The sequence below is a fragment of the Streptomyces sp. R818 genome (genome assembly GCF_056172735.1).
In genome coordinates this window covers 555,472-580,100 of record NZ_JAOCNE010000012.1, presented here as the reverse complement: position 1 = coordinate 580,100, position 24,629 = coordinate 555,472, and the positions used below count along the sequence as shown (strand labels likewise).

The window sequence follows — 24,629 nt, the reverse complement described above, 5'->3', positions numbered from 1 at the left end:
CACCCCGCGGTCAGCGGCGGCGGCGCTTCCGGCCTCCGTCGCCGCCCTCGGCGGGGTCGTCCTCGTCGTCCTCACGACCGCCGAGCAGTTCGTCGGCGAGCGTCGGGAGGTCGTCCAGCGGGGTCTCCTCCGCCCAGTCGGGGCGGGGGCGGCGGCGCGGCCGGCCCTCCTCGTCGATCTGCGGCAGCTCGGCCGTACGGTCGGCGGCGCTCTCCGGGGCCGGCGCGGGCCGCTCGTCGCGGAAGTACCCCTGTGGCACCCGGTCCTCGGCGGGGTCGGGGATCCGGGGCAGCACGGCCGTCTCGTCGGCCGCACCGGCGTGGGGGCGCGGCAGCTGAGCCGTCTCCTCAGCGTCCCGGACCGGCTCCCGGACCGGCTCCCGAACGGGTGGCAGCACCGCGGTCTCCTCCGCGTCCCGGACAGGCTCACGGACCGGCTCCCGGACCGGCTCCCGTACGGGCGGCAGGACCGCGGTCTCCTCGGCGTTGGACGGCGACGACGGTGACGGCTCCTGAGGCCGCACTATCGGGGTCTGCAGCGTCTGCTCGTTGTCCGACTCGGGCACCTCGGACGACTTGGCCCGTCCAGACGGTCCCGACTGCCCGGACGGCTCGCCCTTACGAAGATCAGCGGCACCGGTCGAGGCCGACCCGGTAGAGGCGAACCCAGCAGAGGCCGACCCGGTCGGCGCAGACCCACCCGGCGCCGGCGCCGGCGCACTCGCCCGAGGCGCCTGCGCCGCCTGCGCGGCCTGCGCGGCCTGAGCCGCCTGCGCGGCGAGCCGTCGCGCCTCCTCCGCGCGCAGCAGCGCCTCCTCGGCCTTGCGCTGCTTCTCCAGGCGCCGCTCCTCGGCCTCGGCCCGCAGCCGGGCCTCCTCCTCGGCCTGCTTGCGGCGGCGCTCCTCCTCGGCGGCGCGGGCCTTCTCCTCGGCAAGGAGGCGCGCCTTCTCGGCCTCGGCCTTCTTGCGGGCCTCCTCGGCGCGCTGCCTGGCCTCCTCGGCCTGGCGCTCGGCCTCGATGCGCTGCGCCTCCTCCAGCTCGCGGCGCTTGCGCTCCTCCTCCTCGGCGCGCAGCTTGGCGAGCTGCTCCTGGCGCTCGCGCTCGATGCGCTCTTCCTCGGCCTTGCGCGCGGCCTCTTCCTCGGCCTTGCGGCGTGCTTCTTCCTCGGCGGCCTTGCGGGCCTCTTCCCGGGCCTTGATCTCGGCCTCGGAGAGCGGCAGGAGGACGTCTAGGCGGTGGCGGATCACGGTCGTGACGGCCTCGGGCTCCTGGCCCCCGTCGACGACGAGGTAGCGGCCGGGGTCACCGGCGGCCAGGGTGAGGAAACCTGAGCGCACGCGCGCGTGGAACTCCACCGGCTCCGACTCCAGGCGGTCGGGCGCCTCGGTGAACCGCTCGCGGGCGGCCTGCGGGTCGACGTCGAGCAGCACGGTCAGGTGCGGCACGAGCCCGCTGGTGGCCCATCGGTTGATGCGGGCGACCTCGGTCGGCGACAGGTCGCGGCCCGCGCCCTGGTAGGCGACGGACGAGTCGATGTAGCGGTCGGAGATGACGACGGCGCCGCGCTCCAGGGCGGGCCGTACGACGGTGTCGACGTGCTCGGCGCGGTCGGCGGCGTACAGGAGCGCCTCGGCGCGGTGCGAGAGGCCGGCGGAGGAGACGTCGAGCAGGATCGAGCGCAGTCGCTTGCCGACGGGGGTGGCGCCCGGCTCACGCGTGACGACGACCTCGTGGCCCTTGCCGCGGATCCACTCGGCGAGCGCCTCGGCCTGCGTCGACTTGCCCGCCCCGTCGCCGCCCTCCAGGGCGATGAAGAAGCCGGAGGCGGCGGGGGCCGCCACCGGGTCGTTGCCGCCGAGCAGCGCGTCCTTGAGGTCGTGGCGGAGCGGGACGCCGCTGCGGTCGTCGGTCTTGGCGAGGACGAGCGCGGCGACGGGCAGCAGCAGCGCGCCGACCAGCATCAGCGTGAACGCGGCGCCGCCGTGCGCGAAGACGAACTTGCCGTTCTCCAGGCGGTGCGGGCCGATCAGCGCGGCGAGCAGCGGCGCGATGAGGGCGCCGAGCGCGACGCTGACCCGTACGACGGCCTGGAGGTGCTCGGTGACGCGGGCGCGCCGGTACTCCTCGCTCTCCTGGTCGAGCAGGGTGTGGCCGGTGTTTGCGGCGATGCCCGCGGTGACCCCGGCGATCGTCACGACCAGGAGGACCGTGGTCACGTCGGGGACGAGACCGGCGGCAAGGAGCGCGATGCCGGTGAGGGCGATGGCGAGGGCGAGCAGGCGGCGCCGGGACAGCGCGGGCAGCACGGTCGGCGCGGTGCGGATGCCGATGACGGTGCCGCCGGTCAGGCCGAGCACGAGCAGGCCGAAGGTGACCGGGCCGCCGCCCAGGTCCTTGGCGTGCAGCACGGAGACGGCGACGGCGGCCGCGACGGCCCCGGCGACGGCGGCGCAGGCGAGGACGAGCAGCGGGATCGCGTTCGTACGGCCCTTGTCGACGGTGCCCGCGGTCCTCGGGCGGCGCAGCCCTTCGAGCGGCGACCGCGCGCGCGGGGTCTGCACGCCGGGCAGTTCGAGGAAGTAGACGACGGACAGGGCGGCGGCGAACAGGCCCGCGCCCACGTAGGAGGCGAGCGCGACCTGGTGCTGGGCGAACCAGTCGACGCCCGCGCCGATCAGGTTCTGCACCAGCGTGATGACGACGAGGACGGCGGCGGCGAGCGGGATCGCGACGAAGCCGGTGCGCAGCGAGAGGCGGCGCAGCGCGTCCATGTGGTCAGGCAGCGGCCGCACGGCCGCGCCCTCGATGGGCGGCGCGGGCAGCAGGGCCGGTGCCGCGCTCTCCTTGGCGACCGTCCAGAACCGCTCGGCGACACCGGCGACGAACGCCGTGACGAGGAGCAGCGCCAGGGCGTTGTCCGGCGTCCAGTCGATCCAGAGCGGGGCGACGATCAGCAGGGCCGCCCGAAGCCCGTCGGCGCCGACCATGGTCCAGCGCCGGTCGAGGGGGCCGCCCGGCGTCGTCAGCGAGGTCAGCGGTCCGAGCAGGACGGCGCCGAAGAGGAGGGTGGAGAGGATGCGCGCCCCGAACACCGCGGTGACGGCGAAGGCCACGCCCCGGTAACCGCCGCCGAACGACCCTTGAACGATGGCCGCTTGGAGCGCGAGCACCACGAGCACAAGCAGCCCGAGCACATCACCGACCCCTCCGACGAGCTGCGCGGACCACAGTCGCTTCAACTGGGGTTCGCGCAGGAGGGCGCGGACGGCGCGCTCCCGGGAGTCCGCTACCAGGGCGTCGTCTGGGGCCGCGTGGGGGGCCGTTGGCTGCTCGGCAGGGGTCATTCGTCCAGCCTATCGGGGAGCGCCGACACTCCGGGGGCCCACCCGAACAAACGGACGCCCCCGGGTACGAGTCCCGGAGGCATCCCCTCCACATATGCGGCGTCCCACCTGGACGTACGGCCCGGCCGTACCGCTTGCCCGGCTTACTCGACCGGCGCCGGAGCCGCCTTCTTCGCGGGCGCCTTCTTGGCAGCCGTCTTCTTGGCGGCGGTCGTCGTCTTGGCCGCGGCCGTCTTCTTGGCAGCGGTCTTCTTGGCGGCCGTCTTCTTCGCGGGCGCCTTCTTGGCGGCCTTCTTCGCCGTCTTCTTGGCGGGGCCCTTCGCCCGCTTCTCCGCGAGCAGCTCGTAGCCGCGCTCGGGCGTGATCTCCTCCACGGAGTCACCGGAGCGCAGTGTGGCGTTCGTCTCGCCGTCGGTGACGTACGCGCCGAAGCGGCCGTCCTTCACGACGACGGGCTTCCCGCTGACCGGGTCCTCGCCCAGCTCCTTGAGCGGCGGCTTGGCGGCCGCGCGCCCGCGCTGCTTGGGCTGCGCGTAGATCTGCAGCGCCTCTTCGAGGGTGATCGTGAAGAGCTGCTCCTCGCTCGTGAGGGAGCGCGAGTCCGTGCCCTTCTTCAGGTACGGCCCGTACCGCCCGTTCTGCGCGGTGATCTCGATGCCCTCGGCGTCGGCGCCCACCACGCGCGGGAGGGACATCAGCTTCAGGGCGTCGTCGAGCGTCACTGTGTCCAACGACATGGTCTTGAACAGCGAGGCCGTCCGCGGCTTCACTGCGTTCTTGCCGGTCTTCGGGGTGCCCTCGGGGAGCACCTCGGTGACGTAGGGACCGTAACGGCCGTCCTTGGCGATGATCTGGTGGCCGCTGGCCGGGTCGGTGCCCAGCTCGAAGTCGCCGCTCGGCTTGGCGAGCAGCTCCTCGGCGTACTCCACGGACAGCTCGTCGGGGGCGAGGTCCTCGGGGACGTCCGCGCGCTGGTGGTTCTCGGAGTCGCGCTCGCCGCGCTCGATGTAGGGGCCGTAGCGGCCGACACGGAGCACGATGTCGTTCCCGACCGGGAAGGACGAGACCTCGCGCGCGTCGATCGCGCCCAGGTCGGTGACGAGCTCCTTGAGGCCGCCGAGGTGGTCGCCGTCCCCGTTGCCCGCCTCCGCGGCGGAGCCCGAACCGTCGCCCTCGCCGAAGTAGAAACGCTTCAGCCACGGCACGGACTGCGCCTCACCGCGCGCGATGCGGTCGAGGTCGTCCTCCATCTTGGCCGTGAAGTCGTAGTCGACCAGGCGCCCGAAGTGCTTCTCCAGGAGGTTCACGACGGCGAACGACAAGAAGGACGGGACCAGGGCGGTCCCCTTCTTGAAGACATAGCCGCGGTCGAGGATCGTGCCGAGGATCGACGCGTACGTCGACGGGCGGCCGATCTCGCGCTCCTCCAGCTCCTTGACGAGCGAGGCCTCGGTGTAGCGGGCCGGCGGCTTGGTCGCGTGGCCGTCGACCGTCAGCTCCTCGGCGGTCAGCGGGTCGCCCTCGGAGACCTGCGGCAGGCGCCGCTCGCGGTCGTCCAGCTCCGCGTTCGGGTCGTCGGCGCCCTCGACGTAGGCCTTGAGGAAGCCGTGGAAGGTGATCGTCTTGCCGGACGCGCTGAACTCGGCGTCCCGGCCGTCGCTCGACCGGCCCGCGATCTTCACAGTGACCGAGTTGCCGACGGCGTCCTTCATCTGGGAGGCGACGGTCCGCTTCCAGATCAGCTCGTACAGCTTGAACTGGTCACCGGTCAGACCGGTCTCGGCGGGCGTGCGGAAGCGGTCGCCGGAGGGGCGGATCGCCTCGTGCGCCTCCTGCGCGTTCTTCACCTTGCCCGCGTACGTGCGCGGCTTGTCCGGCAGGTAGTCGGCCCCGTACAACTGCGTGACCTGCGTACGAGCCGCCGCGACCGCCGTGTCCGACAGCGTCGTGGAGTCCGTACGCATATAGGTGATGAAGCCGTTCTCGTACAGCTTCTGCGCCACCTGCATGGTCGCCTTGGCGCCGAAGCCGAGCTTGCGGGAGGCCTCCTGCTGCATCGTCGTCGTACGGAACGGGGCGTACGGGGAGCGCCGGTACGGCTTGGACTCGACCGAGCGGACGGCGAACCGCGTGTCCTGGAGGGCGGCGGCCAGCGCGCGGGCGTTCGCCTCGTCCAGGTGGAGCGTGTCCGACTTCAGGCGGCCCACGGAGTCGAAGTCGCGGCCCTGCGCGATGCGCTTGCCGTCGACCGCGCTGAGCCGGGCGACGAGGGACGAGGGGTCGGACGGGTCGCCGGGGCGGCCGGTCGCGAAGGTGCCGGTCAGGTCCCAGTACTCGGCGGAGCGGAAAGCGATGCGCTCGCGCTCCCGTTCGACGACGAGCCGGGTCGCCACGGACTGCACGCGGCCCGCCGACAGGCGCGGCATGACCTTCTTCCACAGGACCGGCGAGACCTCGTAGCCGTACAGACGGTCGAGGATGCGGCGGGTCTCCTGGGCGTCGACCATGCGCTTGTTCAGCTCGCGCGGGTTGGCGACGGCGCTGCGGATCGCGTCCTTGGTGATCTCGTGGAAGACCATCCGGTGGACGGGGACCTTGGGCTTCAGGACCTCGAGGAGGTGCCACGCGATGGCCTCGCCCTCGCGGTCCTCATCGGTGGCGAGGAAGAGCTCGTCGGAGTCCTTCAGGAGGTCCTTGAGCTTCTTGACCTGCGCCTTCTTGTCGGCGTTGACGACATAGACGGGCTGGAAGTCGTGCTCGACGTCCACGCCGAGACGGCGCACCTCGCCGGTGTACTTCTCGGGGACCTCGGCCGCGCCGTTGGGGAGGTCGCGGATGTGCCCGACGCTCGCTTCGACGACGTACCCAGGACCGAGATAGCCCTTGATCGTCTTCGCCTTGGCGGGCGACTCGACGATGACGAGTCGGCGGCCGCCCTGTGCGGTCTCGCTGGTCGGGGACAACTTCGCTCTTCTCTCCGGTCGGCGGTTGTGGCTGCTTCCATGACACTGCTGCGGAGTGTGACGGTACCTCCCGCCGGTGTGTCAAACGGGAAAAGCGCGCAGCAGCCACTCGGAACGGTAACCCGACTCCTCGTGATCCTGCCCCCGGACCGGAGAGCGGAGGCCCCGCCTCCGCGTAGCCGCAAGATCACTGCGTGTGCCGCCCAGCGGCCTCCCGTGCCACGTTCCTGTCACGACCGTCCCCGTCCCGCTGCCATTCCCGCTCCCTCGCTCCCCTCCCTTATCTGCTCCTGACAAGATGGCGGACGGCTGGGGGGAGCCCATGGGTGACATGGATGACCAAGGGAGGCCCCCGGTCCGTCCCCACCGGCATCCCGACCCAGGAGCATTCCCGATGTCCGACAGCAACCCTTACGGCCAGCAGCCCCCGCAGGAGCAGCCGGGCGGCGCCAACCCGTACGGCTACCCGCAGCAGCCCCCGCAGGGCCCGCCGCCCGGCGGCCAGCCCACCTACGGCTACCCCTACCCGGGCTCCGCCCCGGCGGGCGGCGGCTACCCGCCCCAGCCGCAGCCCGGCACGCCCGCCGCCTACGACCCGATGGCGCCCTACGGCTACGACCCGTACGGCCGCCCGTACTCGGACAAGTCGAAGATGACGGCCGGCCTGCTCGGCATCTTCCTCGGCACGTTCGGCGTCGGCCGCTTCTACACCGGACACACGGGCCTGGCCGTCGGCCAGCTCCTGGTCGGCGTGCTGACCTGCGGCATCGGCGGTATGTGGGGCTTCATTGACGGCATCGTCATGCTCGCCGGCAGCAACACGACCGACGCGCAGGGCCGCATCCTGCGGTCATAGTGGCGACCCCTCCGCGCACCGCCGCATCCCGCGCCCCGGCCGCCGCACCCCTCGCGGTGCTCGCCGCCGGGGCCGCCGGGGCGGCGTACGTTTACGGCACGAACCCGCACGAGCCGGGCCACCTGCTGCCCGGCTGCCCGTTCCGCGCGCTCACTGGGCTACTCTGCCCCGGCTGCGGCGGCACCCGCATGGTCTACGACGTCCTGCACGGCCACGTCGCGACCGCCTGGCACGACAACGCCCTGCTCCTCGCCGTGTCCCCGTTCCTCCTCTACCTGCTCGGCCGCTGGCTGTACGAGGGCCTGCGCGGACGCCGCTGGCGCCCTGCCCTGAGCGCGCGTACGCAGCTGGCGCTGCTCGGCGTGGCGGTTGTCTGGGGCGTCGTGCGCAACATGTTCTGACGCGCCGGGCGAGCGGCGGCCCACCTGTTCTGACGCGCCGGGCGAGCGGCGGCTCACCTGTTGTCACGCGCCCGGCCCCGGGCGGCTCCCGACCGCGTGCCGTCGGCCCTGCCCCTGATAGCGCGTCATCTGAGGCCGCGCAAGGTCACGAACACGCCACGATCGGCGCCCCGACCAGGTGGGACCCGCATCTCCCCCTCTACGCTTCGGACTTCCGAGGCCACGCCGTGTCCCCACCGGTGCGTCGCTCTCGGAACCTTCCGCTCACAGGCCCGGCCCCGCCGTGCCGCTTTTTCGCGTCCCTAGGAGCAACTCCCATGTCCCAGCCCTTCCCCGGCGCCACGCCCGAGGCCCCGTTCGGTGTCGACCCGCAGGGCCGCCCGTACTCCGACAAGCAGAAGCTGGTCGCCGGCCTGCTCGGTATCTTCCTCGGCTCGTTCGGCGTCGGGCGCTTCTACGTGGGTGACACCAAGATCGGTGTCTGGCAGCTCGTCGTCTCGATCCTGACCTGCGGCGCCGGTGGCCTGTGGGGCTTCATCGACGGCATCCTGTTCCTCACGAGCAACGACCGCACGGACGCGCAGGGCCGCCCGCTGCGCTGACGCGCGGATCCGCAACAGCCCGAACGTGCCGACGCCCGCCCCGGTTTCCTCCGGAGGCGGGCGTCGTCGTACGTATAACGGTTATGGGCTTCGCAGGGCAGCGCCAAGTCGTACGTATAACGGCATCCAGGCACACCAAGTCGTACGTATAACGCCCCGTCACACCTGGCCGAAACACCACGCCGCCAGCGCCAGGCAGGCCACCCCCGCCGCACCGGTGACCACCGCCGCCGCCACCGGCCGGGCCCCGTACACGACGGGCTGCCGGTGTGCCGTGCGTGCGCCCGTCCACACCACGAGCCCCGCGCCGAACAGCGCGAACACCGTCCCCGCGAACAACGCAGGTGCACTCTCCATCGCCATGCCTCCCGGACTCCCCGATACCGGGGCGGCCCCCGCCGCCCGGTCCGGTGACGCTGGCACGGGCGGGGGAACCCGGGGTGAACTCCCGGGCAGCACAAGGCGAAGAGCAGCTATCCGACCTGTCCGGGGCCGGGGTTCCCGGGCACACCGCCGGGCTCCAGGAAGCCCTGCTCGACCAGGGTGCGGATCTGCGCGGGCGTGCGGTCGCGCAGCAACACCTGCTCCTCGCCGACCAGTTGGGCGATGGCGTCGAGGATCCGGCCCGCGCTGAGCGTCCCGTCGCAGACGCCCGCGAACCCGGCGCCGACCGTGTCCACCTTCGTGGCCCGGCGCATCCCGCGCCCCTGCCGCAGCACGACGTGCTCCGGGTCCTCGGCGCCCGGCAGCCCGACCTGCTCCTGCACGACCTCACCGGCGAGCAGGAAGGAGGATTCGAGCAGCGCCGCGTCGTCGTGGCTGCGCAGCCAGTCGAGCCGCTCGAAGTGGGCGCGCACGGTGTCGCCGAGCGGCTGCTCGACGGGGTGCGGCCACTCCTCGACGACGATGCTCGGCTCAGCGGCCGACGACTTGCGCAGGGTGATCCAGCCGAACCCGACGGCCGTCACCTTGCGCGCCTCGAACTCGTCGAGCCAGGCGTCGTAGCGGGCGGCGTACGCGGCCGGGTCGGAGCGGTGGTCACCGGCGTCGCGCAGCCACAGCTCGGCGTACTGCGTGACGTCCTGCACCTCGCGCTGCACGATCCAGGCGTCGCAGCCGCGCGGCACCCAGGAGCGCAGCCGCTCGGTCCACTCCTCGCCCTCGACGTGCTGCCAGTTGGCGAGGAACTGGGCGTATCCGCCCTCGTTCAGATGCTCTCCCGCGCCCTGGACGAGCGAGCGGCACAGATCATCCCCGCCCATCCCGCCGTCGCGGTAGGTGAGCCGCGCGCCGGGCGAGATGACGAAGGGCGGGTTCGACACGATCAGGTCGTACGTGGCGTCGCCCACGGGCTCGTACAGCGAGCCTTCGCGCAGGTCGGCGGCGGGCACCCCGGAGAGGGCGAGGGTGAGCGCGGTGATGTGGAGGGCGCGCGGGTTGAGGTCGGTCGCGGTGACGCGGGTGGCGTGCCGTGCCGCGTGCAGCGCCTGGATCCCGGATCCTGTGCCGAGGTCGAGGGCGGACGCGACGGGGGTGCGGACGGTGATCCCGGCGAGCGTGGTGGACGCGCCGCCGACGCCGAGGACGACGCCCTCGTCATTGCTGCCGATGCCGCCCGCGCCGCCGACGGCGCAGCCCAGGTCGGAGACGATGAACCAGTCCTCGTCGTCGGGCCCGCCGTAGGGCCGTACGTCGACAGTCGCGACGACCGCGGTGTGGTCCTGGCCGCTCTCGCGCAGCCAGCCGCTCTCCAGGCACGCCTCAAGGGGCAGCACGGCGGCGACGCGCTCGCGCGAAGCGGGCTGCTGCAGCAGGAAGAGCCGGACGAGCGTCTCCAGGGGCGTGTCCCCCCGGGTGGCGCGCAGGGCGGGCACGGTCTCGCTGCGCGCGAGCGCCGCGTAGGCGGGCGCCCCGAGCAGGTCGAGCAGCCCGTCGGCGGTGAACTCGGCGGCGATCAGGGCGTCGCGCAGCGCGGCGGCGACGTCGTCACGGTCGGCGGCGGGCAGGGCGGGGGAGGCGGGAGAACTCACGCGTCCATTGTGACGCTTCGAGCCTCCCGGCACCGCCCCCACCCGGGGCCTGTCGGATCAGCCGGAGGCAGCCGGGGCCGACGCGGGTCGGCGCCCGGGCCTGTCGGGGCTAGGAGGAGGCCGAAGGCGTGGCGGACGCGCTCTTGCAGCTCTCCTGCTCGGACATCGCCTTGCCGACGTCGCCCTCCTCGAGCTTCTTCAGCGCGTCGCTGCCGGACTGGCTCAGCTTGCTCAGCTCACCGGCGACGCTCTTGAGGCCCTCGGCGAACTTGCCCTGGTCCTTGGTGTCCAACTTGTCGACCTGCGTCTTCAGGTCGGCGTACGAGGTGGAGATCTTGTCCAGTTCCTTGACGGCGTTCTGCTGCTTCTTCTCGCCGCCGTCCACGTTCGGAGCGCCCGCCTCGTCGATGGCGTCACTGATCGCCTTGTACGCGTCGGACATGTCCTGGAACGCCTTGGAGTCCGTCTTCTGGACGTCGGCGGGCGAGCTGTTGTCCGAGGTCTGCTTCTGGATCGCGGCGTTGGCCGACTCGATCTTCTTGGCCTGCGGCTGGACCGCGTCGCAGACCTGCTTGGCCCAGGAGTTCAGCTTGTCGTTGCTGTCGTCACCGCAACCCGACAAGGCCAGTACCAGTACCGCACCGCCGGACAGTGCGGCTGCGAGCTTCTTGTTCACCGGATCGGTCCCTTCCATGGCTCTCGGCCCCGGAACTTACACGCCGAGCACACGTCTCTCGCCCGTCAGACGCACTATATGACCGCTTTATTCACGTTTAGCAGCCATTTGCACCAAGGGAGAGAAGGCTCACGGACAAAGCCCTGCAGAAGGGGGACACGTCAGTGGGCGGACAAGGTGTCAGGAACCTTTGCCCGCCCACTCGTTGCACACACCCGCGACTGACTGAGACGCGCGTTACGTACGGGACGGTGCCACAGCCGGGTCGGCCGGCTTCGGCACGCGCCCCGGACCCTGTTCGCCGTTCCCGTCCTCGTCGTCGCCGACCGCGATGCCCCGCCGCTTGGACGCGTAGACCGCCCCGACGATGACACCGAGCGAGACGACGGCGATCACGACCCGCACCGGCACGCTCGCGTCGTCCCCGTAACTGAACTTGACGACCGCGGGCGCGATGAGCAGCGCGACGAGGTTCATCACCTTCAGGAGCGGGTTGATGGCGGGCCCGGCGGTGTCCTTGAACGGGTCGCCGACCGTGTCGCCGATGATCGTCGCCTCATGGGCCTCGCTGCCCTTGCCGCCGTGGTGCCCGTCCTCGACGAGCTTCTTCGCGTTGTCCCAGGCGCCGCCCGAGTTGGCGAGGAAGACGGCCATCAGGGTGCCGGTGCCGATGGCCCCGGCGAGGTAGGCGCCGAGTGCGCCGACGCCGAGCGTGAAGCCGATCGCGATCGGCGCCATCACGGCGAGCAGCCCCGGCGTGGCCAGTTCCCTGAGCGCGTCCTTGGTGCAGATGTCGACGACGCGCCCGTACTCCGGCTGCTCCGTGTAGTCCATGATCCCGGGGCGCTCGCGGAACTGCCTGCGCACCTCGTAGACCACCGAACCGGCCGACCGGGACACGGCGTTGATGGCGAGCCCGGAGAAGAGGAACACCACCGCGGCCCCGGCGACGAGTCCCACCAGGTTGTTGGGCTGGGAGATGTCCATGACGAGGTTCATCGGCCCGCCCTCGCCGACCTTCTCTCCCACGTCCCGCGCGGCGGTGAGGATCGCGTCGCGGTACGAGCCGAAGAGCGCCGAGGCCGCGAGCACGGCGGTGGCGATGGCGATGCCCTTGGTGATCGCCTTCGTCGTGTTGCCGACGGCGTCCAGGTCGGTGAGGACCTGCGCGCCCGCCCCCTGGACGTCGCCAGACATCTCGGCGATGCCCTGCGCGTTGTCGGAGACCGGGCCGAAGGTGTCCATGGCGACGATGACGCCGACGGTGGTGAGCAGCCCGGTACCGGCCAGCGCCACCGCGAAGAGGGCGAGCATGATCGACGTACCGCCGAGCAGGAACGCCCCGTACACGCCGAGCCCGATCAGCACCGCCGTGTAGACCGCGGACTCCAGTCCGATGGAGATGCCCGCGAGGACGACGGTGGCGGGGCCGGTCAGCGACGTCTTGCCGATGTCCCTGACCGGGCGCCGGGTCGTCTCGGTGAAGTAGCCGGTGAGCTGCTGGATGAGCGCGGCGAGGACGATGCCGATGGCCACGGCGACGACCGCGAGGATGCGCGGGTCGCCGTCTTTGACGCGGATCGCGGCGTCGGTGACCCCGTCGAGCTCGGTGTACTTGCCCGGCAGGTAGACGAAGACGGCGACGGCCACCAGGGCGAGGGAGATCACCGCGGAGATGAAGAAGCCGCGGTTGATGGCGGTCATCCCGCTGCGGTCGGCGCGGCGCGGGGCGACGGCGAAGATGCCGATCATCGCCGTGAGGACCCCGATCGCGGGCACGATCAGCGGGAACGCGAGTCCGGCGTCGCCGAAGGCCGCCTTGCCGAGGATCAGCGCGGCGACGAGCGTGACGGCGTAGGACTCGAACAGGTCGGCGGCCATTCCGGCGCAGTCCCCGACGTTGTCCCCCACGTTGTCCGCCGATGGTCGCGGCATTGCGCGGGTCGTCCTCCGGGGATGCCCATGCCCTGCTCGACCTTGCCGACCAGGTCGGCGCCGACATCGGCGGCCTTGGTGAAGATGCCGCCGCCGACGCGCATGAACATCGCGATCAGCGCCGCGCCGAGCCCGAAACCCTCCAGGACCTTGGGCGCGTCGGCCGCGTAGACGAGCACGACACAGGAGGCGCCGAGCAGACCGAGCCCCACCGTGAACGGACGACGCCACCCGTGCGGAAAGCGATCTTCATGGCTTTGTGCGAGACAGCGGTGAGATCCTTTTCCGGCTCGCCTTCCGCCGGAGTCGCTTCCCTGGCAGCGGCGGCGACACGCACATTGCTGCGCACCGCGAGCCACATTCCGATATAGCCGGTGATCGCCGAGAACAGAGCGCCGATCAAGAAAAAGACCGAGCGCCCGGCACGCTGATTCCAGTCGTCCGCGGGAAGCAGCAGGAGCAGGAAGAACACCACGACGGCGAATACGCCGAGGGTGCGCAGCTGGCGGCCCAGATAGGCTTTCGCGCCTTCTTGGACCGCGGCCGCGATCTTCTTCATGGATTCCGTACCCTCGCCGGCCGCGAGCACCTGGCGCACCAGGACTCCGGCGACGGCGAGCGCCGCGAGCGCGACGACGGCGATGACGATCACGATCAGACGGTTGTCGTCCGTCAGGACTGCGGCCGCGATGGTTGAGGGCTCCGCCATTCGTCCTCCTTGACGCTTGGGAAGAGCTCAAGATTGTGGACGGATTGTAGGGAGCGGAACCTGATCAAAACAGTACGCCGCAGCCGTCGATGTTCTTCTGTTGCCGTGTTCTGCCTACCCGGCGAATGATCGGGAAACACATTTCGCGCCATACGCACTGGGTATGGGGATAACGCCTTTGAGGCATTATCAAAGATCACAGGGAAAACGTCGAAGATCCCTCTTGGTGATCGCTTATGCGGATCACGGAAAAGAAGGCATGAAAAAAGCCCTGTTCACCGGGGTGGTGAGCAGGGCCGCGCTGGACTGTCCCGGACGTGACGGCTACGGGAGCGTCAACGGCGTGGTGGGCCATGTCATCCGAAGGAGACCTCCGGACTCGTCCGCGGTGACCTCCACGTCGTCCACGAGGCCGCTGATGACGGCGAGGCCCATCTCGTCCTCGCCCTCGGCCTCCAGTTCGTCACCGCTGCCGGCGACGCCGGGCGCGGCGGGGACGGCGACCGTACGGGGCGCCTCGTCACCGACCTCGATGGAGAACTGCTTCTCCTCCTCGATCAGCGCTACCCGCACCGGCGCCGTGATGTCGCTGCTCTGATGCAGCCCCACGGCGCGGGAGCACGCCTCGCCGACGGCCAGCCTGACCTCGTCGAGGACCGCCTCGTCCACGCCCGCCCTGCGCGCCACCGCGGCCGCCACGAGACGGGCGGTCCTGACGTGCTCGGGCAGAGGGCTGAAGCGGAGTTCGACGGTGGCCATGCATCCCCCTCGGACGTACGGGCGTGCTCTCGGGGACCGGACCGGCCAAGGACCGATCCCCACCATCTGCCGGCCCCGCCGGACCGGCCGCCGCGACGGGTCCGGGAACCCGGCGGGCGGCACGATCCAGCGGCGCCGTCTGCTCAGTCGGCTCAGTCGGTGGCCGCGACGGCTTCCTCGACCGAGGTGTGGATCGGGAACACCTTGGTCAGGCCCGTGATCCGGAAGATCTTCAGAATGCGCTCCTGGTTGCAGACCAGACGGAGCGAGCCCTCATGGGCACGCACCCGCTTGAGACCGCCGACCAGCACGCCGAGCCCGGTGGAGTCGAGGAAGTCCACGCCCTCCATGTCGACGACAAGATGGAAACTGCCGTCGTTCACCAGCTCGACCAGCTGCTCGCGCAGCTTGGGCGCGGTATATACATCGATTTCGCCACCGACCTCGACGACCGTACGATCGCCGACGGTACGGGTCGACAGGGACAGGTCCACGGATCCTCCAGCACCTTGCTATCGAGCGGTCGCCCCTTGGGGATACCTCGGCTTGATCCCCCGGGACGGTTCGCCAGCCGCGATGGCATTCAATCACTTACCGGCAGGCGTGCACGACGCCTTGGAAGCATTGTCCGTCACGCCAGTGACACACTCGATGCCGATGGCCAAGAAACACCGACCCGATCATCCCCAGCCGTCCGCTGCCTCCCGCCCCTCTCCCGGGGCGGTTCTGGAGCGGCTCGCCTCGGGGCCGAACAGGGCTGCGCGCATCACTCATACGGAGCACTTGCCCCGTCGTCCAGGTCGTCATGCAGTCTGGCCGGACCGGATCCGGTCCGAGGTCATCGCCGCTGTCCAGCAGGCGGGGATCGAACACCCGTGGGCACATCAGGCACGCGCGGCGGAGCACGCTCTGGACGGCGAGTCGGTGATCGTCGCCACGGGCACGGCGTCCGGCAAGTCGCTGGCCTACCTCGCCCCCGTCCTGTCGACATTGCTGGACGGATCCGAGGCCCCGAACGGGCGCGGCGCGACAGCGCTCTACCTCGCCCCGACGAAGGCGCTCGCCGCGGACCAGTGCCGCTCTGTGAAGGAACTTTCACAACCCCTGGGCTCCGCGATACGCCCCGCGGTCTACGACGGCGACACCCCGTTCGAAGAGCGCGAATGGGTGCGGCAGTACGGCAACTACGTCCTGACCAACCCGGACATGCTGCACCGCGGGATCTTGCCCTCCCACCCCCGCTGGTCGTCGTTCCTGAAGGCGCTCAAGTACGTCGTCATCGACGAGTGCCACACCTACCGGGGCGTCTTTGGCTCTCACGTCGCCCAAGTGCTGCGGCGGCTGCGCCGCCTCTGCGCCCGCTACGGCTCCTCCCCGGTCTTCCTGCTCGCCTCGGCGACGGCCGCCGAGCCGGCCGTCGCCGCGGGGCGTCTGACGGGCCTGCCGGTCGTCGAGGTCGCCGACGACGCCTCCCCGCGCGGTGAGCTCGTCTTCGCCCTCTGGGAGCCCCCGCTCACCGAGATGCAGGGCGAGAAGGGCGCCCCTGTGCGCCGCACCGCCACCGCCGAGACCGCGGACCTGCTCACCGACCTGACCGTGCAGGGCGTCCGCTCGGTCGCCTTCGTACGGTCCCGGCGGGGCGCGGAGCTGATCTCGGTGATCGCGCAGGAACGTCTCGCCGAGGTCGACCGCTTCCTGCCCCGGCGTGTCGCCGCCTACCGGGGCGGCTACCTCTCCGAGGAGCGGCGCGCCCTGGAGGCCGCGCTGCACTCCGGCGAACTCCTCGGCCTCGCCGCCACCACCGCCCTCGAACTCGGCATCGACGTCTCCGGCCTCGACGCCGTCCTGATCTCCGGCTACCCCGGCACTCGTGCGTCCCTGTGGCAGCAGGCGGGCCGCGCCGGGCGCGCCGGGCAGGGCGCGCTCGCCGTCCTCGTCGCCCGCGACGACCCGCTGGACACCTACCTCGTCCACCACCCCGAGGCGCTCTTCGACCAGCCGGTCGAGTCGACGGTCCTGGACCCCGACAACCCCTACGTCCTCGCCCCGCACCTGTGCGCGGCCGCGGCGGAGCTGCCGCTGACCGAGTCCGACCTGGAGCTGTTCGGCCCCGCGACGACCGACCTCCTCCCGCAGCTGGAGGCGGCGAAGCTGCTGCGCCGCCGGGTCAGGGCCTGGCACTGGACGCGCCGCGAGTCCGCCGCCGACCTCGCCGACATCCGCGGCGCGGGCGGCAACCCCGTCCAGATCGTCGAAGCCGCCACCGGCCGGCTCCTCGGCACGGTCGACGCGGCCTCCGCCCACACCACCGTCCACGACGGCGCCGTCCATCTCCACCAAGGCCGTACGTACGTGGTGAAGCACCTGGACCTCGACGACGACGTGGCCCTCGTCGAACCCGGCAACCCCACCTACTCCACGACCGCCCGCGACACCACGGCCATCTCCATCCTGGAGACGGACGTCGAGGTCCCCTGGGGCGACGGCCGCCTCTGCTACGGCTCCGTCGAGGTCACCAACCAGGTCGTCGGCTATCTCCGCCGCCGCCTCATCACCGGCGAGGTCCTCGGTGAGACCAAGCTCGACCTCCCTCCCCGCACCCTGCGCACCCGCGCGGTCTGGTGGACGGTCACCGAGGACCAGCTCGACGCCGCCCGCATCAACCCCGAGATCCTCGGCGGTGCCCTGCACGCCGCCGAACACGCCTCCATCGGCCTGCTCCCCCTCTTCGCCACCTGCGACCGCTGGGACATCGGCGGCGTCTCCATCCCCCTCCACCCCGACACGCTCCTCCCCACGGTCTTCGTCTACGACGGCCACCCCGGCGGCGCGGGCTTCGCCGAACGCGCCTTCCACACGGCCGAGGAATGGCTGACCGCCACCCGCGAAGCGATCGCCTCCTGCGAATGCGAGGCCGGCTGCCCCTCCTGCATCCAGTCCCCCAAGTGCGGCAACGGCAACGATCCGCTGCACAAACGAGGAGCCGTACGGCTGCTGTCGGTGTTGTTGCGGGGGGCGGCGATGTCTGGGTCTGAGCGGGGTCGCGCGGCTGAGGGAATGGTGGCGGGTGGGGTGGGTGCCGGGTCGGCGGGGACTGGCGCTGGGTCGGCGGTGACTGGGGGGTCCGGGCGGGAGCGTGCGGCCGAGGAGCCTTTGCTGGGTAGGACGAACTCCGGGTCGGAGGCGACCGCGGAAGCCGGGCGGGACCGCGCGGCCGGGGAAACGGTGCCGGGTGAGACGAGCACCAGGCCTGCGGTGACGGTTCCGGATCCGCCCGAACGGGGTTCGGCGTCTGGGGCGCCGGAGGCGGCGTCGTAGCCGTTCGCGGCACGGGTAAGCCGTCGCAGCCGCTCCGGTGACCGGAGATGTCCGCACCGCCCCGTCACACCCCCCGGCCCTACCGCCCCCGCTGCCCCCACCGGATTCACCAGACTCAGCGGACCCACCAGACTCACCGGACCCACCGGGCCCATTGCGCTTGGTGGACCCACCGGATCCACAGGACTCACCGGGCCTGGCGGACCCACAGGACCCACCGCCCCCGGTGCACCCACCGAACTCACCGGGCCCGCCCGCGATCTGACCCGTGCCTCCAACGGACCCCTCCCCGCCGACACCGTCACGTCGGAGATCCGGGCCTGCAGCGCGCACCGCGTGACCCTGGCTCCCTGCGCCCGGGCGACCCGTTCCGCCAGCGCGCAGGCCGCTCCGTCTCCCTCCAGCCAGTGATCCGCCGCCGCGAGCGCCGCCAGGTCCGCCGCGCCGCCCGCCCGGTGCCGGGCCTCGACCGCGCGGCTGATGGTCAGGACGCCGCCGAAGACGACCCCGATCGCGGCCAGCGCCATGGCCACCCACACCGTGGCCGACCCGCGGTCCGAACGCGCCGCCCGCCCGAGCCGCCCCTCCATCTCCGCCTCACGTCATCTCCCCCTCCTCCGCCGCCGCCACGGCCTGCGCGCTCAGGTCCACCCCGAGCGGGCCCGGTCCGGCGGCGCGCACCGCACCGTCACCGACAGTCGCTGTATCGACCCCGGCCGGCCCTCCGGCGCCGCGGCGGTGCACCCGGCGTACCGGGGCTCTCCGGCCACCGCTGCCCCGTCGCGCGCGTCACGCACCGGATCTGCGCCGACGCCGCGAGCAGCGCCCAGACCAGACCCCGTACGCCAAAGGACCGGGAGTACTACGCCGCCTCGGCTGTCATGCCCCGTCACACGGCCCGGGCGGCGCCTCAGAGACCATGAGCGCTTCGCCCAGGAGCAACGCGCTGCACGAATCGCTCGCACCACTGTACAGAGCCCGCGAACCCCACCCGCGATCACCCCCGCGTATCGCACTGACCATGCCTCCCCGCACCGACCGGACCGCCCGACCATCGTACCCGCGCCGCCTTACTCGTGATCCGCTCACAACCACAACCCCCTTTCACGAACCCTGTTCACACAGCTCCCGTACGACCGCACGGGCCTCAACGTCCGCCCAGCACCCCCTCCCCCAGTCCGATCACCACAGGCACCACCCCCATCACGAGGAACGCGGGCAGGAAGCACAGCCCGACCGGTGCCGTGATCAGCACTGCGGCCCGTCTCGCCACGGCCGTCGCCCTGCGGCCCCGCTCCGCTCTGCACTCCGCGGCGAAGCGTGCGACCGGCCCCGCCGCCGGCGCCCCGGACTCCCCGGCCCGCTCCAGCAGCCGGACCAGCGCCGCAGCCCCCGGTATCGCGGCCAGCTCCCGCCAGGCCGCGATGGGCTCACCACCGAGCCGCACCTGCGCGGCGCCCCGTGCCATCGCCTGCCCGACCGGCCCGCCCACCGAGTCGCCCACGGCCCGCGCGGCCCCCACCGGCTCCGCACCAGCCGCCAGGCACGCCGCCAACAGGTTTGCCAGCAGCGGGAGTTGCCGCTCCGCGTCGGCGCGCGTCCGCGCACTCACCGAGCCAGGCGGACCTACGTCAGCACCAGCCATGCCTCGCCGCCACCGCCACACGGCCCCGCCCGCGACCCCACCGGCCACCAACCCCGCCATGCCCCCGACGCACACATACCCGGCGCTCACCGCCCCGGCCACCAGCGCCCAACGCCGGACCGCGACAGGCGCGCCCCACGAGCGCCGCCTCGCCCGCGCCCCGCTCACCGCGCACACGAGCCGGACCCGTCGCCGTATCGCACGCTCCCGGCGCCGTGCCCCGACCTCGCTCACCAGCGACGCGACCAGCACGGTCATGCACAGCACTACCCCCACCCTGTGGACAACTTCCATCGCCCCGCACCTCCCCGTCCCGCACCGCTCACGCCTCCGCACCCTTCACGCCTCCGCACCGCTCACATCTCCGCACCACTCACGCCTCCGCACCCCGCACGATCCGCACCGCCCACCACATCCCCGCCGCCTCCAGCGCCCCGCCCACCACCAGGCACCCCACCCCGGCCCCCGTATGCAGCAGCACCCGCAACGGCTGGGCGCCCAGCGCCGAGCCGAGCAGCAAGCCGAGCACCGGCAGCGCGGCGAGCATCACCACCGTCGACCAGGGACCGGCCAACTGAGCTCTCAGGTCCGCCCGTTGGTCGCGCTCAGCCCGTAACGCGCCCGCCAGACGCTCGAGCCCCGACGCCAGCCCCGCGCCCCGGTCCACCGCCACCCGCCAGCACGCCGCGAGTCCGTGCAGGCCCTCGGCCCCGGGCCGGCCCGCCGCCTCCCGCAACGCACCGGAGACGTCCCCGCCGAACCGCGCCGCCGCGACCACGGCCGCGCTTCCCCCGGCATCGGGCAACGCCCCGGACTCCCGCACGGCGACGACCAGCGCCTCTCCGGGCTGCTTCCCCGCCCGCACCTCGCCCGCCATCAGCCCGCACAGCCGGATCACGGCGTCCCCGCGCCGCTCCCGCTCCCGTCGCGCCTCCCGGGCCCGCCGCGCCCGCGCCACGCCCGGTACGGCGCACACCCCCAGCACGACCGGCACCACCGAGGCCCCGACGAGCCCGATCACCAGCCCGACCGCGACGCACCCCCACTCGGGGCGCGCCCGGCCCCGCCTCCACCACTCCTCGGCCACCCGCCGCCACCCGGACGCCGGCACCTTCCCGGGCCCGACACCCAGCACCACCCGGGCCCGCCGCGCCTCCGCGCCCCGCCACGTCCCATCGGCCCACAACCCCATGACCGCCCCCGACACCGCCACCACCCCCATGACGAACATCCCGACCGACATCAACACCTCGCCCCGCATCCCCGGCTCCCCTCACCCGTCGCCTCGCGCGTCACAACGCCCGCACCCCCAGCACCTCGCCGAGCCGCCTCCACCCCTCGCCCGGTACGAAGCCCCGCTCGCCCCACTCCAACGCCGGCACCGCCCGCACCCAGCCCTCCGCGTCCCGCTCCAGTACGCGCACCTGCGCGATCCGGCGCCGCCCGCTCCGGTCCCGTACGAGGTGGAGCACCACGGAGACCGCAGCCGCCAGCTGGCTGTGCAGCGCTGCCCGGTCGAGGCCCGCCGCCGTTCCCAGCGCCTCCAGGCGGGCCGGGACGTCGCTCGCCGCGTTGGCGTGCAGAGTTCCGGAGCCGCCCTCATGTCCGGTGTTCAGCGCGGCGAGCAGCGAGACGACCTCGGCGCCGCGCACCTCGCCGACGACCAACCGGTCGGGGCGCATCCGCAACGCCTGGCGCACCAGATCCGCGAGGTCGACGGCGCCCGCGCCCTCCTGGTTGGCGGGCCGCGCTTCGAGGCGCACGACGTGCGGATGGTCCGGCCGCAGTTCCGCGGAGTCCTCGGCCAGCACGATGCGTTCGTGCGGCCCGACCAGGCCGAGCAGCGCGCTCAGCAACGTCGTCTTTCCGCTGCCCGTCCCGCCGCTGATCAGGTAGGAGAGGCGCGCGTCCAGGAGGGCCCGCAGCACCCGGTCGCCGCCCGGCGGCACGGTCCCCGCCGCCACCAGCTCGTCCAGGGTGAAGGCCCGTGGCCGCACGACCCGCAGCGACAGACACGTGCAGCCCACCGCGACCGGTGGCAGCACCGCGTGCAGCCGGGTCCCGTCGGGGAGCCGCGCGTCCACCCAGGGACGCGCGTCGTCGAGACGCCGACCCGCCACGGCGGCGAGCCGTTGCGCCAACCGCCGTACGGCGGCCGCGTTCTCGAAACCCACCTTTGCCTGCTCCAGGCCGCCGCCCCGGTCGACCCAGACCTGGTCCGGCGCCGACACCAGGACGTCCGTCACCGACGGATCCGCGAGCAGCGGCTCCAACGGTCCGGCGCCCACCAGCTCCGACCGCAACTGCCCGGCCGCGCCCAGCACTTCCGCGTCGCCCAGAATCCGTCCTTGGGCCCGCAACGCCTCGGCGACCCGGGCGGGTGTCGCCTCCGCCCCGTTCTCCGCGAGCCACTGGCGTACGCCGTCCAGCATCCGCGCCCCCACCACCGCACTCATCGCGATCCCCTCGCTCCCGCCTCGCTCCACCTGCCGCGCACCCCGGTCACGCCACTTCCTCCGACCCCACCGGCATCCGCCCCCAGAACTCCGCGCAGAACCGCCCGAGCGGACCGCCCGCGCCGGGCTGTTCCAGCGCCGGTCGTTGCCACGGCAGTTCGCCCGCGAGCGGCAGTCCCAGCAAGCGGGCCACCTCGTCCCCCTCCAGCGCCCCCGGGCCGGGCGTCGGCGCCGTCACCACGCGTAGATCCCGCAGCACCATCCCCACCGCCCCGGCCACGCGCCGGGCCGCCGCGACCGCCCGCAGCTCCGGTGGCACCACGAGGAGCCCGAGGTCGAGCTGGGCCAGCGCCTCCACCGATCCGGCGTCGACGCGGCGCGGCAGGTCCACCACGACGGCGCCGCCTCTGCGCCGGCCTGCCGCGAGCACCGCCCGTACCGCCTCGGGCGGCACCGCGGCGAGGTCGCCCCGGTCCCAGCTGAGCAGCCGCACGTCGTGCATCCGCGGCAGCGACTCCTCGAGCGCGGCGCTGCCGACGCGGCCCCTGGAGTGGGCGAAGGCCGGCCAGCGCAAACCGTCCACCGCCTCCCCGCCGAGGAGGACGTCCAGCCCGCCGCCCAGTGGGTCCGCGTCGACCAGGAGGGTGCGCCGCCCGGCCCGTGCCGCCTCCACCGCCAGCGCGCACGCCAGCGTCGAGGCACCGGCGCCGCCCCGGCCGCCGATCACTCCGACGGTCACCGCGGGCCGCCCCACGCCTTCGGCGACATCGGCGATCCGGTCCATCAGCCACTGCTCCCCGTCGGGCAGCATCAGGACGTGGTCGGCGCCGATCTCCACGGCCCGCTGCCACACCCCGGGGTCGTCCTGGTCGCGCCCCAGCAGCACGACTCCGCGCCTTCGCGCCAGTCCGCGCAGCCGCCGCGCGGCGTCGTCCCCGACCAGCACCAGCGGCGCCGCCTCCCAACTGCCCCGCGTCGCGGGCGGCCCGTGCCCGACCTCGGGCCGGACGCCTGCCGCGGCGCACAGCCGCAGGAGGTCGTCGAGGAGATCCACGTCCTCCGTCACGATCAACGGAACGCGCCGCACGCCCCGCACCTCACACGTCATGGTTTCCGCCACGATCCGGCCCCCTTCTCCCCGCACACCCGCACCCGTATGACTCACCTGGCCCGCCGGCACACGCCCGCATCCGCCGTACGCATACGGGAAGCGCGGGCCGCACCGGCCGCCGCGAAGTCCGGAACCGGGGCGTCGAATACCAGCCGCCCCGGCACAGCTCGGCCATAACGAACCGGCCATGAACACCGATGCCGAACTTCGCCTGCGGAATCACCGTGCATCGATCCCGGAAATCGTGGGGATCTTGGTCAATAACTGTGGACCTGAGAAGGGTTGTGAATATCCCCATCACCCATACCAGTGACACAGTGAAGTTGAGTCAGAACTTCCACAGGGCAGCCCGAAGATGGCTCCAGCATCAGTCGGCAGTCACCCACGGTGACCGGTTCATCGCAGATCAGAGCATGCGGCCCGGGGCCGTGATCATGTGGGCGAAGGCACAAAAAATGGACCCGAAAACGGGTCCGGACATGCGACGACCCCCGCCGGGGGGGAGAGCGGGGGTCGTCCCCACAGTCTGACTCGGGGGGGGAGGAGCCAGACCGGGGTTAGCACGGTCGCGAACGATCCGTGACTTCCATGGTGTACCCGAGAGCCTTCTCAAGCAAACCCACGCGCCACAGCTTACGCCGAATGGTGGGCGCCTATGCTCAAACTCGTGGAAATCCAGTCCTTGACCCACTCCATGCCGCGCACAGCGGCCTTCTTTGACCTGGACAAGACGGTCATCGCTAAGTCGAGCACGCTCACCTTCAGCAAGTCGTTCTACCAAGGCGGGCTGATCAACCGCAGGGCGGTGCTGCGCACCGCCTACGCGCAGTTCGTCTTCCTCGCCGGCGGCGCCGACCACGACCAGATGGAGCGGATGCGCGCGTACCTCTCGGCGCTGTGCCGAGGGTGGAACGTGGAACAGGTGAAAGAGATCGTCGCCGAGACGCTGCACGACCTGATCGACCCGATCATCTACGACGAGGCGGCGTCCCTCATCGAGGAGCACCACGCCGCCGGGCGGGACGTCGTGATCGTCTCCACGTCGGGCGCGGAGGTCGTCGAGCCGATCGGCGAGCTGCTCGGCGCGGACCGGGTGGTGGCCACGCGCATGGTCGTCGGCGACGACGGCTGCTTCACGGGCGAGGTGGAGTACTACGCGTACGGACCGACGAAGGCCGAGGCGATCAAGGACCTGGCCCGGTCCGAGGGGTACGACCTCGCGCGCTGCTACGCGTACAGCGACTCGGCGACGGACGTGCCGATGCTGTGCTCCGTGGGGCACCCCTACGCGGTCAATCCGGACCGGGCGCTGCGGCGCGAGGCGCTCACGCGCGCGTGGCCGATTCTCGATTTCCACAAGCCGGTCAGGCTCAAGCAGCGGCTGCCGGACTTCTCCGCGCCCTCGCGCCCCGCTCTGGTCGCGGCGGCCGCGGTGGGCGCCGCCGCGGCCACGGCGGGCCTGGTCTGGTACGCCAGTCGGCGCCGGGCGCTCGCCGCCTCCCGGTAGGGCCTGGGGGCGCCTGGAAAGAGCCGTCCAGAAAGTCCCTTTCCGTCCCTAGAAGTAAAGAAGTGCGGCCAGGGCTTCCGCTTCTCCTACGGGAGGAGTACAAAGGAGTCAACGGCCCGCGAGACCAGGGACATCCGAGAGGATCACCTTTAACCGCAACCAGGCCCCACGGACCGAAGCATGAACACCGGGCACCCACGCGACGTCGACCCGTCGATTACGGGCCAGCCGCACCAGGTGACGGGCAAAGTCCCGACCTGATGGGCATATATCGAGGACGCTTGGTAACCCGGCGCGTCATGTGAGCGGCGGTACGAG

16 protein-coding genes and 2 pseudogenes are annotated in these 24,629 nt (G+C 72.2%); 5 read left to right on the top strand and 13 right to left on the bottom strand.

The genetic code is table 11. The features are described 5' to 3' along the window. Positions 1-10: 10 nt before the first annotated feature. Both tmk and topA read right to left on the bottom strand, forming a co-directional pair. Positions 11-3,343, bottom strand: a complete 3,333-nt coding sequence (gene tmk, locus N5I75_RS29000) for a dTMP kinase (RefSeq protein WP_476682159.1) — start codon at positions 3,341-3,343, stop codon at positions 11-13. 143 nt (positions 3,344-3,486) lie between these two features. Next, positions 3,487-6,306, bottom strand: a complete 2,820-nt coding sequence (topA, locus tag N5I75_RS28995) for a type I DNA topoisomerase (protein WP_476682157.1) — start codon at positions 6,304-6,306, stop codon at positions 3,487-3,489. 394 nt (positions 6,307-6,700) lie between these two features. Here topA and N5I75_RS28990 point away from each other — a divergent pair, with 394 nt between their 5' ends. The 3 genes from N5I75_RS28990 (at position 6,701) to N5I75_RS28980 (ending at position 8,165) form a co-directional block, all read left to right on the top strand. After that, positions 6,701-7,162, top strand: a complete 462-nt coding sequence (locus tag N5I75_RS28990) for a TM2 domain-containing protein (protein WP_476682155.1) — start codon at positions 6,701-6,703, stop codon at positions 7,160-7,162. Beyond that, on the top strand, positions 7,162-7,563 hold the full coding sequence (locus N5I75_RS28985; RefSeq protein WP_476682153.1) for a DUF2752 domain-containing protein: 402 nt from the start codon (positions 7,162-7,164) through the stop codon (positions 7,561-7,563). The genes N5I75_RS28990 and N5I75_RS28985 overlap by 1 nt, the downstream gene beginning before the upstream one ends. 317 nt (positions 7,564-7,880) lie before the next feature. Then, positions 7,881-8,165: a TM2 domain-containing protein gene (locus N5I75_RS28980; protein ID WP_476682151.1), complete on the top strand. Its 285-nt coding sequence runs from the start codon at positions 7,881-7,883 to the stop codon at positions 8,163-8,165. A 159-nt stretch (positions 8,166-8,324) separates the two neighbouring features. On the opposite strand, the gene N5I75_RS28975 is transcribed toward N5I75_RS28980, so the two are convergent. The 6 genes and pseudogenes from N5I75_RS28975 to bldG all read right to left on the bottom strand — a co-directional run bounded on the left by N5I75_RS28975 (position 8,325) and on the right by bldG (position 14,768). Then, positions 8,325-8,522: a hypothetical protein gene (locus N5I75_RS28975; RefSeq protein ID WP_476682150.1), complete on the bottom strand. Its 198-nt coding sequence runs from the start codon at positions 8,520-8,522 to the stop codon at positions 8,325-8,327. Between the two features lie 116 nt (positions 8,523-8,638). Further along, positions 8,639-10,195 carry a DUF7059 domain-containing protein gene (locus N5I75_RS28970; RefSeq protein ID WP_476682148.1) on the bottom strand — a complete coding sequence of 519 codons (1,557 nt, stop codon included), beginning with the start codon at positions 10,193-10,195 and terminating at the stop codon, positions 8,639-8,641. Positions 10,196-10,304: 109 nt separating this feature from the next. Next, positions 10,305-10,889: a BAR domain-containing protein gene (locus tag N5I75_RS28965; protein ID WP_476682146.1), complete on the bottom strand. Its 585-nt coding sequence runs from the start codon at positions 10,887-10,889 to the stop codon at positions 10,305-10,307. Between the two features lie 219 nt (positions 10,890-11,108). After that, positions 11,109-13,515, bottom strand: a pseudogene (locus N5I75_RS28960) (sodium-translocating pyrophosphatase). Positions 13,516-13,839: 324 nt separating this feature from the next. Continuing rightward, positions 13,840-14,274 carry an ATP-binding protein gene (locus tag N5I75_RS28955; protein WP_476682144.1) on the bottom strand — a complete coding sequence of 145 codons (435 nt, stop codon included), beginning with the start codon at positions 14,272-14,274 and terminating at the stop codon, positions 13,840-13,842. A 152-nt stretch (positions 14,275-14,426) separates the two neighbouring features. After that, positions 14,427-14,768, bottom strand: a complete 342-nt coding sequence (bldG, locus tag N5I75_RS28950) for an anti-sigma factor antagonist BldG (protein WP_003975386.1) — start codon at positions 14,766-14,768, stop codon at positions 14,427-14,429. An 82-nt stretch (positions 14,769-14,850) separates the two neighbouring features. On the opposite strand from bldG, the gene N5I75_RS28945 reads away from it, so the two are divergent. Next, entirely contained in the window at positions 14,851-17,592 is a 2,742-nt protein-coding gene (locus N5I75_RS28945) for a DEAD/DEAH box helicase (RefSeq protein ID WP_476682139.1), read from the top strand. A 305-nt stretch (positions 17,593-17,897) separates the two neighbouring features. Here the strand turns inward: N5I75_RS28945 and N5I75_RS28940 are convergent. The 5 genes and pseudogenes from N5I75_RS28940 to ssd form a co-directional block, all read right to left on the bottom strand. Continuing rightward, a pseudogene (locus N5I75_RS28940) lies at positions 17,898-18,119 on the bottom strand (Rv3654c family TadE-like protein); the annotation flags it as partial. 620 nt (positions 18,120-18,739) lie between these two features. Further along, positions 18,740-19,204, bottom strand: a complete 465-nt coding sequence (locus N5I75_RS28935; protein ID WP_476682137.1) for a type II secretion system F family protein — start codon at positions 19,202-19,204, stop codon at positions 18,740-18,742. A gap of 406 nt (positions 19,205-19,610) precedes the next feature. Next, entirely contained in the window at positions 19,611-20,498 is an 888-nt protein-coding gene (locus tag N5I75_RS28930; protein WP_476682135.1) for a type II secretion system F family protein, read from the bottom strand. A 31-nt stretch (positions 20,499-20,529) separates the two neighbouring features. After that, a complete protein-coding gene (locus tag N5I75_RS28925; protein ID WP_476682133.1) occupies positions 20,530-21,693 on the bottom strand; it encodes a TadA family conjugal transfer-associated ATPase in 1,164 nt (387 codons plus the stop codon). Positions 21,694-21,739: 46 nt separating this feature from the next. Further along, complete coding sequence (gene ssd / locus N5I75_RS28920; RefSeq protein ID WP_476682363.1) at positions 21,740-22,801, bottom strand: septum site-determining protein Ssd; 1,062 nt, start codon at positions 22,799-22,801, stop codon at positions 21,740-21,742. Positions 22,802-23,459: 658 nt separating this feature from the next. On the opposite strand from ssd, the gene N5I75_RS28915 reads away from it, so the two are divergent. Continuing rightward, on the top strand, positions 23,460-24,311 hold the full coding sequence (locus N5I75_RS28915; protein ID WP_476682131.1) for an HAD family hydrolase: 852 nt from the start codon (positions 23,460-23,462) through the stop codon (positions 24,309-24,311). Positions 24,312-24,629: the final 318 nt, after the last annotated feature.